Annotated in this window: 11 protein-coding genes; 8 read left to right on the forward strand and 3 right to left on the reverse strand. The window is 68.5% G+C overall.

Annotated features, from left to right (window positions below):
• Positions 1-92: 92 nt before the first annotated feature.
• Complete coding sequence (locus DTA15_RS16690) at positions 93-1,580, reverse strand: carbohydrate porin (RefSeq protein WP_006493642.1); 1,488 nt, start codon at positions 1,578-1,580, stop codon at positions 93-95.
• Positions 1,581-1,670: 90 nt separating this feature from the next.
• Positions 1,671-1,937: a hypothetical protein gene (locus tag DTA15_RS16695; protein ID WP_006487869.1), complete on the reverse strand. Its 267-nt coding sequence runs from the start codon at positions 1,935-1,937 to the stop codon at positions 1,671-1,673.
• A 1,082-nt stretch (positions 1,938-3,019) separates the two neighbouring features.
• Here DTA15_RS16695 and DTA15_RS38595 point away from each other — a divergent pair.
• A complete protein-coding gene (locus DTA15_RS38595; protein WP_006487867.1) occupies positions 3,020-3,157 on the forward strand; it encodes a hypothetical protein in 138 nt (45 codons plus the stop codon).
• A gap of 123 nt (positions 3,158-3,280) precedes the next feature.
• A complete protein-coding gene (locus DTA15_RS16700; RefSeq protein WP_006487872.1) occupies positions 3,281-4,927 on the forward strand; it encodes an Nramp family divalent metal transporter in 1,647 nt (548 codons plus the stop codon).
• Positions 4,928-5,057: 130 nt separating this feature from the next.
• Here the strand turns inward: DTA15_RS16700 and DTA15_RS16705 are convergent, their stop codons facing one another.
• Complete coding sequence (locus DTA15_RS16705; protein WP_034178602.1) at positions 5,058-5,966, reverse strand: helix-turn-helix transcriptional regulator; 909 nt, start codon at positions 5,964-5,966, stop codon at positions 5,058-5,060.
• Positions 5,967-6,249: 283 nt separating this feature from the next.
• Between DTA15_RS16705 and DTA15_RS16710 the strand changes: the two genes are divergently transcribed.
• The 6 genes from DTA15_RS16710 (at position 6,250) to DTA15_RS16735 (ending at position 13,535) form a co-directional block, all read left to right on the forward strand.
• Complete coding sequence (locus DTA15_RS16710) at positions 6,250-7,083, forward strand: helix-turn-helix transcriptional regulator (RefSeq protein ID WP_006487859.1); 834 nt, start codon at positions 6,250-6,252, stop codon at positions 7,081-7,083.
• A gap of 250 nt (positions 7,084-7,333) precedes the next feature.
• A complete protein-coding gene (gene sctV, locus DTA15_RS16715) occupies positions 7,334-9,541 on the forward strand; it encodes a type III secretion system export apparatus subunit SctV (RefSeq protein WP_006487865.1) in 2,208 nt (735 codons plus the stop codon).
• Positions 9,538-9,816: a type III secretion system export apparatus subunit SctS gene (gene sctS, locus DTA15_RS16720; protein WP_006480854.1), complete on the forward strand. Its 279-nt coding sequence runs from the start codon at positions 9,538-9,540 to the stop codon at positions 9,814-9,816. The genes sctV and sctS overlap by 4 nt, the downstream gene beginning before the upstream one ends.
• Positions 9,816-11,861, forward strand: coding sequence for a type III secretion system outer membrane ring subunit SctC (gene sctC / locus DTA15_RS16725; protein ID WP_006487858.1), 2,046 nt, complete (start codon positions 9,816-9,818; stop codon positions 11,859-11,861). The genes sctS and sctC overlap by 1 nt, the downstream gene beginning before the upstream one ends.
• Positions 11,842-13,185, forward strand: coding sequence for a type III secretion system inner membrane ring subunit SctD (sctD, locus tag DTA15_RS16730; RefSeq protein ID WP_006498991.1), 1,344 nt, complete (start codon positions 11,842-11,844; stop codon positions 13,183-13,185). The genes sctC and sctD overlap by 20 nt, the downstream gene beginning before the upstream one ends.
• Positions 13,186-13,325: 140 nt before the next feature.
• A complete protein-coding gene (locus tag DTA15_RS16735) occupies positions 13,326-13,535 on the forward strand; it encodes a hypothetical protein (protein WP_006486267.1) in 210 nt (69 codons plus the stop codon).
• Positions 13,536-13,613 lie beyond the last annotated feature (78 nt).

Consider the following 13,613-nt stretch of genomic DNA (forward strand, 5'->3'; position numbering starts at 1 on the left):
CGGCGCGGGCCGCGTGCCCACACGGCGAGCAATCGCACGGGCCGGACCGTCGCGCAAGCGGCCGTCCGGCCCGCGTTTTCATGCGGCGCGCGTCAGAACGTGATCGTCGTGCGCACGCCGACCACCGTCTCGTCGCCGATGCGCGCGCCGGCCGCGTTCGGGTTCGGGATGCCGCCGCCCGGACGGAAGAAGTGCTGCAGGTCGGCCTGCACCTGCCACCACGGCGCGACCTGGTACTGGTAGGTCGCTTCGATGACGGTTTCCGCGCGGCGCACCGGATAGCCGGGCGTCGTGTACACGCCGGTATCGCCGTCGAGGCCGCGCGCATGCGAGCCGATCTTCGCGTAGCCGATCGCGATGCCGGCGACGTCGTTGTCGCGTCCGGCGAACGGCGCCTTCAGCGTCACGCCGGCGTTGGCCGCGAAATCGACGACGTTGCGGTCGCCCGGCGAACCCATCACGCGCGCGAACACGCCGACCGAACGCGGGCTGTCGGCGGACGGCCGCCACACCATCTGGTCCGCGACCGCATAGAAGCCGTAGTTGCCGCGATGCGTGGCCGGTGTGCCGTTGCTCGCCGGATCGGCGAGCGACAGCCCGTCGGTGCCGTAGCGCGGATCGTCCGCGTGCTGCGAGTGATACCAGAAGCCGAGCTTGTACGTGCCGGGCAGGCCGGCCGGCTGCGGGGCCTTCGGGTCGGCGGGCGGCGCGTTCAGCGCGTACTGCACCTCGCCGATCACGAACGCGCCGCTGCGCAGGTTGAAGTTGGTGCCGTGTGCGTTCAGCGCCTGGGCGTCGCCGTCGGTGCGGCCGGCCGGGTTGCCGTCGAACACGCCGACCATCGCGGTCCACGCATCGGCCGGCTTCACGCGCAGCCGCACGCCGAGCGACGACAGCGGGTACGCGGGGCCGCCGGACGGCAGATCGGTGGACGGCAGCACGGGCCAGCCGAACGTCGCGTTCATGAACGTCGCCGCGTTCTGGCTCACCATGAATTCCTGGTCGACGCTCTGCTGGCCGACTTTCACGTCGACCTTGCCGTCGAGCAGCGACTGCTGGTACCAGAGTTCCCATAGGCGCGTGGTCGAGTTCGCCTCGATGCCGGTGGCGGTCTGCAACGTCTGCAGGTAGCGCTGCGTGAGGTTGGTGCCGTGGATCTGCAGCCCCGACACGTTGAACGTGCCGCCCGGCAGGCCGACCGCCTTGCCGGTGTCGACGTTGAAACCGAATTGCGTGAGCCCCTGGTATGCGCCGCCGCGACCCGTGCCGCCGGACGTGTTGTACAGGTACTCGCTGGTCTCCTGCAGGCTCAGCGTGACGCCGTGCTCGTCGAGCACGTCACGCAGGCCACCCATGTTGCCGAGCAGGTTCGAGCGCTCCCAGAAGCCGGTCGGAGCGGGCGCGGCAGCATCGGCGGCCTGTTGCGCGGGGGCGGCGGCATCGCTCGCGCCGGCTGCCGGTTCGGCAGCGGCGGGCGACGATGCCTGCGCGAATGCGGGCGCGGCGGCGAGCGACAGCAGCAGCGCGGTGAGCGCATCGAGGCGGCGCTTGCGCGGGACGGGTGCGAGGTGATTCTTCATTTGGGTTCCGTTGGCAGTTTGATTAGTTTGGCTGAAGAAACGGGAACGTGATGCGGGACGCATGGCGAGACGGCCCGCACGGAGCAGGGCTTACGGCAGCCAGCCGCCGACACGCCAGACCTGCGCGAAGCCGACGCGCGGCGCGACCGAGCACAGCAGCGCGGCGAGCGCGAGCGCGGCCGCCGTCGCGGCGATCAGCACGCAATCGAGCGGGCGGGGCGCCGTCGGCACGTGGGCGAGGGCCCGGCCGCGCCAGCGGCTGAATGCCCGGGCGAGCGGCGAGCGGCCGGAAAAAGAGCGGTCGCACGCGACGTGTACGACGCGCTTGAGCTTGACCGCGAACGATTGAACGAACATGACGCTGCCTCCGTTCCGTCCGGCGGACGCCGGACGACGTGATCGAGCGCGGGTGCGTGACGCGGCCTGCGATCGGAGGATGGAACATAACGGAGCGTGCGACTGCCGAACCGGCGATGGCCGGCCCGGATGGAGGCGCGCTAACCCGACGAGTGCGAGCTAGCGGCGAAAGACATGCGTCTGGCTGCTATCTCGCGATGGCTTGGCCGGCCTGGACCGGCATCGAACTGCAACTAGAGCATGTATCCACGGAGGGACTCCCGTGATGAATTGGGGCGGATTGTAGTCGCGACTTTTGCTGCGGCGCAAGTAGAAAACGCATGACGGTTGCGCCGTGTGGTGTGCGCGTCGCGGCGGGCCAGGGCCGCCACACCCCCGCCCGGCAACGGCAAAGCGGGTGGTTGCGCGTTGCGCCGCACCGTTGCGTGCACGCATCGGCGCGCGATCGCGTCATCGCCCGCTGAAAGGTTTCGGTACGTCAATTCGAGGGCAAATCTTTCAGTTGCGTCATGCGGGAAATTTATTTCGAAAAACGGGGTATCGAGGGGTTGACTTCACTTTCGCGCGGTCCATAGAATCCGCCATCTTCACTCTTGGGGCCGCCGCCTTGGACGCCTGCAGTAGTCGATCTTCGAACGAAATTTCCGCCTGAGCGACCGACGTCCGCGCCTCATCGAAGCCGCCGTTTGTCTCCCGGGCAAACGGTGCGCGCAGCAGTATTTCCGCAGCAACTCCCTACGTGCACCCTGATTCGCGCCGGTTAGCGTGATGCGTTCTCGCATGCGTTGTCCGGTTTCACCGCCGCCTGGCAGGCGGCCGCGTTCGCGCATCCGTTTCCCGGGCGCGCGAATGCCGGCCCGCACGCCGGACGGCGGTCAACCGTGTTCCCCGGAACACCGTACAGGAGCCGCCATGAACGACAGTGACAGTTGTCCCTTATGCCCGCTGCATACGCAGACCCTTTTGAACCCGGGTCGCGGGGACACGCCGGCCGACTAGCCTGACACGTCGTTCAGGCCGCTGGCTGGCCCCGCGCCCACGACGCGGCCGGCACGCCTGCCGTCGCCGCACGGAGCCAGACCATGAACTTCGGCCTTCTGCTGTCGACCCTTCCGCACGTCACGGAATCGCGCCCCCACTACGACGCGATGCTGACGCTCGACGCCCGTCCGCGGGTGTTCTCCCGCCTGCTGAACCAGTTGAAAGCGTTGATCCGCTGAAAGAGACACGCCGAGCGCGCCTCGGCATGCGCACGTGCGGCCGCCTTCGAGCGGCCGTCCCGCGCGCATCCCAAGGTCGCACGCTCATCGAATCGCATAACCCTTAGCCGTACGGAACACATCATGTCCACGCCCTCCAACGTCTCTCCACCGATCGCGGTCGACCGCAGCGCCGTGCTCGACGACGCCCACCTGGGCGACATCCGCGGTGCGCTCGGCACGATCCCGCACCACGACACCGGCGCACGCGGCACGTGGTGGGCGCGCCTGCGTACGCTGCTCGCGATCATCGGCCCGGGCCTGATCGTGATGGTCGGCGACAACGACGCCGGCGCATTCGGCACCTATACGCAGGCCGGCCAGAACTACGGCACGACGCTGCTGTGGACGCTGCTGCTGCTCGTGCCCGTGCTGTACGTGAACCAGGAAATGGTGCTGCGCCTCGGCGCGGTCACGGGCGTCGGCCATGCGCGGCTGATCTTCGAACGCTTCGGCAAGTTCTGGGGCGCGTTCAGCGTGATCGACCTGTTCCTGCTCAACGCGCTGACCATCGTCACCGAATTCATCGGCATCACGTTCGTGCTGGATTTCTTCGGATTGCCGAAGGTGGCCGGCGTGTGCGTGGCCGCCGCGCTGACGATGGCCGCGGTCAGTACCGGCGATTTCCGGCGCTTCGAGCGGTTCGCGATCGGGCTGTGCGTGCTGAGCCTTCTGCTCGTGCCGGTGCTCGTGTCGATCCACCCGCCCGTCGCGCAGATGACGCGCGATTTCTTCGTGCCGAACTGGCCCGCGCACGCGAAGCTGTCGGACGTGATGCTGCTCGTGATCGGGATCGTCGGCACCACGGTCGCGCCGTGGCAGTTGTTCTTCCAGCAGAGCTACGTGATCGACAAGCGCATCACGCCGCGCTTCATGAAGTATGAAAAAGCCGATCTTTGGATCGGCATCGCGTTCGTGCTGGTCGGCGCGGTCGCGATGATCGGCTTCAGCTCGGCGCTGTTCGGCGGCCATCCGGAAGCCGGCAACTTCACCGACGCGGGCGGCATCATCGCCGGCCTCGAGAAGTATGCGGGCCGCACGAGCGCGACGCTGTTCGCGATCGCGCTGCTCGACGCGTGCATCATCGGCGCGGCGGCCGTGTCGCTGTCGACCGCGTACGCGATCGGCGACGTGTTCAAGATCCGTCACTCGCTGCACCGCGGCGTGACCGACGCGAAGGGCTTCTATCTCGTCTACTTCGGCATCGTCGCGGCGGCGGCCACACTCGTGCTGATTCCGGGCAGCCCGCTCGGCCTGTTGACCGAAGCCGTGCAGACGCTGGCCGGCGTGCTGCTGCCGAGCGCGACGGTGTTCCTGCTCGTGCTGTGCAACGACCGTCAGGTGCTTGGGCCATGGGTCAACTCGACGAAGCTCAACGTGTTCACGGGCGCGGTGATCTGGGTGCTGGTGCTGCTGTCGATCATCCTGACCGCGTCGGTGATGTATCCGGACATCAGCGGGGAGGCGATCGTCGACGTGCTGGTGGGCGGCACCGTGCTCGCCATCGCCGGCTATCTCGCGACGGTGCTGATTCGCCGCAACAAGCGCGTCGTCGAGCCGGCCGTCGATCGTTCGCTGCGCGACACGTGGCGCATGCCGCCGCTCGACACGCTCGAGCCGCAGAACATGACGCTCGCGACGCGGATCTGGATGGCCGTGCTGCGCGGCTATCTGGTGATTGCGGTCGGGCTCGTGATCGTAAAGGTCGTGCAGATGACGCTGCTGAAGTAACGGCGACCGTCCGCGAGGAAGCGGCGCCGGCCCGGCGCCGCGCCGCACCCTAAACATGCCGGCCCGCGAGGCCGGCATGTGCGTTTACGCGATCGGCGAAACGAAACTGCGCCGCGCCGTCGCCCGCGCGTCAGATCAGCTCGAGCTTCGACGTCAGGTACGTGAGCTGGATCCGGTTCGCGACGCCGAAGCGCTTGCGCAGCTTGCGCAGGTGATAGTCGACGTTGTGCGCGCTGGTGTCGAGGCGCCGGCCGATCTCCTTGTCGGACGCGCCTTCGGCGATGCCGAGCAACAGCTCCTGCTCGAACGGCGTGAGCCCGTTGACCGCGCGCTCGCGCGACGTCGAGATCAGTTGCGGCGACGCGAACTTGTGTACCGACAGCCCGATCGACAGCGCCTGCTCGATCGTCGCCGGCGTGATCCATTCGCGCGTGCGGCGCGGCGCGGTGAAGCTCATGAACGCGTGCAGCCGCGTGCCGGGCACGGCCATCGAATACATGATGCCGCTGCACATCCCGTCGTCCTGCATCGTCTGCAGGAAGCCGTCGAGCGCGGCCGGGCTCACGCACGAGTCGTCGTCGCGCTCGCGGTGTTCGCGGCGCAATTGCTGCAGGTCCCACACGATCGGCATGTTGCACACGCGCGCGCCGAGCGTGCGCGGATCGACGTCGTGATGGTTGTGGCGCACGTAGTCGCCGCGATAGGTGGCCGGCGTGAATGCTTCGTGCAGGTAGAGACTTTCGACGCGCTCGCGCGCGAATTCGAGGGCGAAGTACGCGAACGTCGAGAAGCCTGTCAGATGCAGCAGGCTCGTGACGATCCGGTTGCGCTCGGCCGTGCTCTGTGCGTGCGCGAGCGTATCGGCGACGCCGAGCTTCGGCGCGTGCGGCTGCGCGACGTCGCCGCGTTTCACGTCGTCGCACCAGACGACCTGCACGGTGCGCTCGCGCAGCGTGTCCGCGCAGGCGTTCAATCCGCGCGACGAGCGGGACAAGGTGGTTGGGGCGACCGCTTCTTCATGCAATGCAATATCGGACATGAGCCATCCCTCGGAATCGACGCGCATCGCCTGGCGGCGGCCGTATCGTGTACGGCATTCGCGGCGGTGCGACCGAGCATCGTTGTGATATGCGCCGATCGTCATCCCTGACGAAACGCGGGGGCATTGTACAAAAATGCCGGTGTGTGGGTAATATGCCGTAATACTAATTGCGGCGAAAGGTTCATGTTCGTGCGCATATAACGACGACCAGAAAATCATAAAGAAAAGACCAGATCGTGACGGGGCGCAGTTTCACATATTGGGAAAGGGCGGGCTCCTCATGACATATGCTGACGGCGCACCACGCGTCGAGTGGTTCTCACAAGCCGATATAGCGGCCGCCGCCGCTTATTCGAACGAATATCACGCAATCGAGCGTGACGTTTTTACCGGTATTCAAATCACGTCCGGTAAAACCGACCTTGCGTCATTCGATTTCGCGCAATGCCATGCGCGATTGCGGCAAATCGGATTCAGTACGCTCGGTTACGGCGCGTACGAAATGATCGGGCGGCGCATTCTGCGCGCGCATCTGCTGCGCGACCTCGCGCCGGCGACGTTCATGCAGCCGTTCATCGAAGGGATGCTGTACGAAAGCGACCCGCGCTTCGCGCAGGTGCGGCAAAGCGGCTTCCCGGTCGCGTGGCGGCTCGACGAGATCGAGGCGGCCGCGCACGGCAGCGGCGACCGCAAGGTGCTGGCGCTCGCCGGCCACTTGCGTGCGCACGCAATGAACAGCGGCGTGATCTTCAGCCTGTCGGCGCCGCGGCTCGACCTGCGCGTCGCGGTAAACGTGACGTCGGAAACGCACGGCACCGAATGGATCGACGATCGGGTGATCGGCGGCGCGCTGTCGGTCAGTCTGGCCGTGCATCGCGTCGCGCTGCCGTTCCTCGAGGCGCGGGTCGCGCGCATGCGCGGCTTCGCGCTCGGCGACGAGCAGCAGCAGGTGCTCGACCGGCTCGTGCACGGGCTGTCCGACCAGGAGATCGCGAGCGCGCTGCGCACGTCGCTGCACAAGGTCGGGCACCACATCCGCTCGCTCGAAAAACTCTTCAACGTACAGAACCGCGCGCAGCTCGCGTACCTCGCCGCGCGCCGGCTGCCGTCCTGACCCGACCCCTGCCGCAGGCGCGCGTCGGCGGCCCCGCGCGCGATGGAAGCGGTTCCGGCGGCGCGTGCCCGAGCCGGCCGCCGGGTTTCGTAGTCCGATTCGATCGTCTGAGGAAAACGCGCTTTCACGCTACGAGGCGCGCTTCTTTTTCGGCCGTTTCCCGTCGCTACACTCGTCCCATTCAACGGTCCGCGCAGCACGGGGAAGGGTTGCCCGTGCCAGCCGGCGATAACGACAGGACGACGGCACGATGGCTGAACCGAAGGCGCTCCCCCGCGACTGGCAGCGGTTGTTTTCCGCCGGCCGCGGCGTGTCCGGACGGCGCCTCGGGGGCGCGTCGCCGCGCGCCGACCTGTTTCTCGCGACCTTCATCGTCGCGGTCGTCGCGCTGTTCATCCTGCCGCTGCCGCAGGCCGCGCTCGACGGGATGATCTCGCTGAATCTGGCGGCGAGCGTCGTGCTGCTGACGGTGTCGACCTACGTGCCGTCGGCGGTCAGCTTCTCGTCGTTTCCGGCGCTGCTGCTGTTTACGACGCTGTTCCGGCTCGCGCTGAACATCGCGTCGTGCAAGCTGATCCTGCTGCATGCGAACGCCGGCCACGTGATCGACGCGTTCGGGCGGCTGGTGGTCGGCAACAACGTGGTGGTGGGCGGCGTGGTGTTCCTCGTGATCGCGGTCGTGCAGTTCATCGTGATCGCGAAAGGGTCGGAGCGGGTGGCCGAAGTCGGCGCGCGCTTCTCGCTCGATGCGATGCCCGGCAAGCAGATGAGCATCGACGCGGACTTGCGCGCGGGCATCATCAGCGCCGACGAAGCGCGCGAGCGCCGCGAGAAACTCGAGCAGGAATCACAGATGCACGGCGCGATGGACGGCGCGATGAAGTTCGTGAAGGGCGACGCGATCGCGGGCCTCGTGATCGCGTTCATCAACATCGTCGCGGGGATCGCGGTCGGCACGCTGATGCACGGGATGGACATCGGCGAAGCGCTGCAGCGTTACGCGATCCTGACGGTCGGCGACGGGATGGCGTCGCAGATTCCGTCGCTGCTCGTGTCGATCGCGGCCGGCATCGTGACGACGCGCGTCGCGACGCGCGATGCGCGGCAGCGCCAGCTCGGCGAACAGCTCGGCGAGCAACTGGGTGCGCATCCGCGCGCGTTGCTGATCGCGGCGTTCGTGCTGAGCGGTTTTCTCGTCGTGCCCGGTTTCCCGAAATGGTCGTTCGCGCTGATCGCGCTCGGCCTCGGCGCCTTCGCGTTCTCGCAACTGAAGCGCAAGACGTCCGCGCCGAGCTTCAACCTGATTCATGTCGCGGGGCGCGTGGGCGCGGCCGACGACGGCCAGCCCGCGAAGGTGTCGCACGCGGCGGGCGTCACGTCGCTGATCGCGGTGTCGCTGTCCGACGACCTGCGCACGAACCTGAACCTCGCGCAATTGCAGGCGGCGCTGTCGAGCGCGAAGGCGCGCGTCGACGCGGACATCGGCACGGTGTTCCCGCGTATCACGCTGAACGACGACGAAGGCGCGCCGGCCGGCACGTACCGGATCTACCTGCAGGACGTGCTCGTCGCGCACGGCGCGCTGAAGCCGGGCTGGCTGCTGTGGGACGGCGTCGCGCCGCTGCCCGAGCGCGCGGAGCGCCAGCCGGCCGAAGCGTTCGGCCCGTTCGCGACCGCGCTGTGGATCAAGCCCGACGGCGCGGCGCCGGACGGCAAGTGGCTGTCGAGCGAGAGCGCGTTGGCCGCGCACGTCGAGCAGATCGTGCGCCAGCACGCGGACGAGCTGCTCGGCATCCAGGAGACGCAGGCGCTCGTGCATCTGGTGCGCCGCGATCATCCGGAGCTCGTCGGCGAACTGACGCGGCTCGTGCCGCTGCAGCGCGTGACCGAAGTGTTGCGCCGGCTGCTGGCCGAACAGGTGCCGATCCGGAACCTGCGCGTGATCTTCGAGAGCCTGATCACGTGGGCGCCGAACGAGCCCGACGACGTGATCGCGCTGGTCGAGCTCGTGCGCGTCGACCTGCGCCGGATGATCACCGATCGTCACGCGGGCACGGCGCGCCAGCTGCGGGTCGTGCTGTTCGAGCAGAACCTGCAGGAGCGGATCGAGAGCGCGGTGATGCGCACCAAGCAGGGCAATTTCCTCGCGCTGTCGAGCGCGGTCAAGCAGGACATCGGCGAACAGGTGCGCGCGATCGTGCAGGCCGCGCAGGCGGCCGGCCCCGGCGGCCACGGCAACGCGCAGGGTGGCGCGCGGCTCGCGGTGATGGTCGCGCTCGGCGCGCGCCGCTACGTGAAGACGATCCTGCAGCCGGTGCTGCCCGAACTCGCGGTGCTGTCGTACCAGGAAGTCGAGGAGGACGTGCAGTTGCATACGGTCGGCTGGGTGAAGAACCCGCCGGACGACGGCACGGTTGGCGCGGGCGCCGACGTGCGCGCGCCGGGGGCCGTGCAATGACGAGCTCGACGATCCTCGACCTGACGCGCCAGGCGCTGATGCTCGTGCTGCTGCTGTCGCTGCCGATCGTGCTGATCGCGACCGTCACGGGCCTCGTCGTCGCGATCCTGCAGGCCGTCACGCAGGTGCAGGACGCCAATATCGGCATCGCGGTGCGGCTGATCGCCGTGATGGTCGCGCTCGTGCTGCTGTCGGGCTGGCTCGGCGGCGAAGTGCTGCGCTTCGCGCAGCAGGCGCTGGAACGCATGTTCGTTTCTTCCACAGGAGTCCTTTGATGCGTCGACGCGTCGCCTCGATCCGGTTTCAACCGCGCAGCCTGCAACGGGCCGCGCTTGCCGTGTGCGCGACCGCGCTGCTCACGGCGTCGCTGTGCATGGCGCCCGCGCAGCATGCGCGCGCCGCGGACCTGCGCTGGCGCAACAAGCCGTTCACGATCGTCGCGAACGGCAAGAAGATCGGCGACTTCATCCGCGAGCTCGCGTCGTCGCAGGGCGTGACGGCGGTGGTCGACCCGAAGGTCGACGGCGTGATCAGCGGCCGCTTCTCCGGCACGCCGCAGCAGACGCTCGACACGATCTGCTCGACCTACGGGCTCACGTGGTACTACGACGGCTCGTTCCTGTACGTCGATCCGGCCGACCAGTCGCAGACGCAGATGATCCCGATCCCGCCGAATGCGTCCGGCGAAATCGGCCGCGCGCTGCAGGCGATGCAGATTCCGGACAAGCGCTACACGCTGGTGATCAACGATCGTGCGAACAGCGTTTACGTGGCCGGCCCGCGCCGCTATGTCGAGCTCGTGCGGCAGGCGGTCGGCTCGGTTGGCGATCCGTCGGCGAACGGCGCGCATGCGGACATCCGCGCGTTCCGGCTGAAATACGGCTGGGCGTCCGACTTCACGATCAACCGCTCGGGCAAGGAAGTGACGGTGCCGGGCGTCGCGACGATCCTGCGCCGGCTGTTCGGCAAGGGCGGCGGCACGACCGCGGCGCCGTCCAGCACGCCGCTCGGGCAGGCCGCGCGCCAGGTGAAGCTCGGCTCCGGGCTGACGATCGCGGTGCCGCGGCTCGACTTTCCCGACATTTCCGGCGGCCCGCGGCAGGGCGGTTATGGCGGGGCGGACGGCAGCATGGGCGGCGGCTTCTCGCCGTTCTCGAACAACGGCGGCGGCGACACGCTGCCGCAGATCGTCGCCGACCCGGCGATCAACGCGGTGATCGTGCGCGACCTGCCGGAGAACATGTACCGCTACCAGTCGCTGATCGGCCAGCTCGACGAGCGGCCGCGCATCGTCGAGATCAACGTGACGATCATCGACATCAACGAGGATTCGCTCGACAGCCTCGGGATCGACTGGCGCCTGCACACGACGCACGGCGACGTGCAGATCGGCAACGGCCAGAACGCGCTGAACGGCAACACGCAGTACAACGGCGCCGGCAATCCGCCGCTGACGTTCGGCATCGGCACGTCGGAAACCGGGCAGACGGGCGCCTTCATGCCGACCGGCATCGCGCTGACCGCGTCGATCGGCGGGTCGCTGCGCAACTACCTGCTCACGCGCGTGAACGCGCTCGCGCAGAAAGGCCAGGCGCAACTGCGATCGAAGCCGAAGGTGCTCGCGCTCGACAACACCGAGGCGATCCTCGAGAACCTCACGCAGTTCTACGTGCAGGTGCCGGGCTATCAGGATTCGTCGCTGTACAGCGTGACGACCGGCACCAGCATCAAGGTGACGCCGATGATCGTCGACGAGGCGATCCGCAACGCGGCGGCCGTGTCGGGCAACCCGCAGAGCGTGATGATGTCGATCGACATCCAGGACGGCAACATCGTGCCGGGGCAGGCGGTGTCGAATGTGCCGGTGATCCAGCAGCGCAACATCGTCACCAAGACGATGATCGACGAAGGCAAGAGCCTCCTGATCGCCGGTTTCAACGACGACGAGGTGCGGCTGAACAAGAGCGGCGTGCCCTGGCTGTCCGACATCCCGCTGATCGGCAACCTGTTCAAGTACACCGACAAGTCGGGCAACCACATGGAGCGGTTCTACCTGCTGACGCCGCGGGTCGTGACGAGCGCGTCGATGTATGCGCCGGACGGCTCGCCGGTGAATCCGGGCGTCGACGGTCCGGCGAACCAGGAAGGGATGTCGATGTATCGCCCGCCGGACAACGACGTCACGGTGCCGCTGACGCCGAAGCCGCTGCCCGGCACGAAATTCGGTCCGCCCGCGTTGCCGCCGCCGAAGGATACGGCGGCGTCGCAGCCCGCGGCGACGACCGCAGGAGTGGTCACGCATGTCGACGAGCATCATTGATCCGCACGGCGACGGCGCATTGCCCGGCGGCGCGGCGGGCGGAGCCGGCTCGGCCGCCGCGCTCGCGTCGCCGTGGAACCTGTGCTTCCTGAGCGGGCCGATGTACGGCCGCACGATGTCGCTCGCGCGCGGCGCGAACTGGGTCGGCACGGCGGCCGACTGCGAGGTGATCCTGCCCGATCGCGAGATCGGCGCGAAACAGGTGTGCCTGCAGGTCGGCGCGCTCGCGGTGACGGTGCAGAACCACGGCGGCGACGCCGGCGCGCCGGTGCTGTTCAACGACGAGCCGCTCGGCACCGGCCGCCGCTCGTTGACGCCGAACGACGTCGTGACGGTCGGCTCGATCCGGCTCGGCATCGCACGGCATGCGCAGGCGAGCGTCGCGGTGCCCGACGAAACCGATGCGCCGGACGCCGCGCGCGAAGCCGCGTGGCTCGGCTGGCTCACGGGCGGGCTACGGCGGCTGGGCAGCCGGCGGCTCGTGATCGCGCTGGTCGCGCTGTGGGTCGGCGTGCTGCTCGGCGCGCTCGGCTACGGCTTCGTCGCGTGGTCGGGGCGGCTGCCGTGGCAGCACGAATCGGTGCTCGCGCGCACGCACCGGCTGCAGCAACTGCTGCACGCGTATCCGGAGCTGGCGGTCGCGCCGCGCGACGACGGCGTGATCGTGTCGGGCTACGTGAGCGACCCGGCCGCGCGCGAGCGCGTCGCGCAGATCGTCGCGGGCGTCGACAACGCGGCGCTCGGCAACATCTACGTGGTCAGCGATCTCGTGGCGACCGCGCAGACCTATTTCAGCGACACGGCGCTGACGGTCACGTATCTCGGCCGCGGCCGGATCGAGCTGACGGGCACGGCCGCGCGCGCGCAGATCGAGCCGCGCATCCGCAACTACATGAAGGACGCGCGCCCGGCGCTCGAGGTGGTCGATCACGTGCGCGATGCCGATGCGGCCGCGCCGCGCACGGCGACGACGCTCGGCGGCACGGCGGGCATTCCGGAGATCACGACCGTGTTCGCCGGCGACGGCGACCAGCGCTACATCGAGACGGTCGACGGCAGCCGCTATTTCGAAGGCGCGCGGCTGAAGGAGGGCGCGACCGTCGTGTCGATCGGCCCGGACGAGGTCGTGTTCGAACGCAACGGCCAGCGCATCACGATGCCGCTCGGCGGCCCGTCGACGCGTGCGCCCGAGCAGGCGCCGGCGCCGCCCGTGGCGCCGCTCGCGAGCGGTGCGGCGGCGGGCGTCGCGCAGCCGGTGCCGGGGCCGACGCTGTTGCCGCGCGAGCCGGCGGCCGGTGTATCGACGAAGGAGGCGGCGCACTAGCGTCGCGACGAATCAGGCGCAGCGCGAATCGCGCTGCGCGCATCACGCGACACGTCGCCGGCAGGCGGCGCGTCACGTCATCGGCGGGGCATGGGGCCGCCGCCGGCAACGCAAGTGAACGTCACGTAAAGGAGCGAAACATGACTGCCCCCACCGGTAGCGCAACCGACACGAAGCAAGTCCAGCAACAGGCGGACGACCTGACCAAGACGCAGCTCGAACTGACGAAGATCAACTTCCAGGTTCAGCAATCGACTGCGACGTTCGAAACCAGCAACGCAGTGACCGCGCAGGAGGGGACGGCGAACGCCCAGGTCGCGCAACACCTGAGTTCCGCCGGCCGCGCGTGATGCCGGTCGCCGGCCGTGCCGCGCGACGCCGGATGCCGGGGCCGCCCGTGACGGGCGCCCGGTGCGGCGTGGGTGCGT

The organism is Burkholderia cenocepacia (assembly GCF_900446215.1).
Classification (GTDB): Bacteria; Pseudomonadota; Gammaproteobacteria; order Burkholderiales; family Burkholderiaceae; genus Burkholderia; species Burkholderia cenocepacia.

What these genes read in the sequence shown, in the direction of transcription:
- DTA15_RS16690 (WP_006493642.1), bottom strand. Translation starts at nt 1,580, where the DNA reads ATGAAGAATCACCTCGCACCCGTCCCGCGCAAGCGCCGCCTCGATGCG.
- DTA15_RS16695 (WP_006487869.1), bottom strand. Translation starts at nt 1,937, where the DNA reads ATGTTCGTTCAATCGTTCGCGGTCAAGCTCAAGCGCGTCGTACACGTC.
- DTA15_RS38595 (WP_006487867.1), top strand. Translation starts at nt 3,020, where the DNA reads ATGAACTTCGGCCTTCTGCTGTCGACCCTTCCGCACGTCACGGAATCG.
- DTA15_RS16700 (WP_006487872.1), top strand. Translation starts at nt 3,281, where the DNA reads ATGTCCACGCCCTCCAACGTCTCTCCACCGATCGCGGTCGACCGCAGC.
- DTA15_RS16705 (WP_034178602.1), bottom strand. Translation starts at nt 5,966, where the DNA reads ATGTCCGATATTGCATTGCATGAAGAAGCGGTCGCCCCAACCACCTTG.
- DTA15_RS16710 (WP_006487859.1), top strand. Translation starts at nt 6,250, where the DNA reads ATGACATATGCTGACGGCGCACCACGCGTCGAGTGGTTCTCACAAGCC.
- sctV (WP_006487865.1), top strand. Translation starts at nt 7,334, where the DNA reads ATGGCTGAACCGAAGGCGCTCCCCCGCGACTGGCAGCGGTTGTTTTCC.
- sctS (WP_006480854.1), top strand. Translation starts at nt 9,538, where the DNA reads ATGACGAGCTCGACGATCCTCGACCTGACGCGCCAGGCGCTGATGCTC.
- sctC (WP_006487858.1), top strand. Translation starts at nt 9,816, where the DNA reads ATGCGTCGACGCGTCGCCTCGATCCGGTTTCAACCGCGCAGCCTGCAA.
- sctD (WP_006498991.1), top strand. Translation starts at nt 11,842, where the DNA reads ATGTCGACGAGCATCATTGATCCGCACGGCGACGGCGCATTGCCCGGC.
- DTA15_RS16735 (WP_006486267.1), top strand. Translation starts at nt 13,326, where the DNA reads ATGACTGCCCCCACCGGTAGCGCAACCGACACGAAGCAAGTCCAGCAA.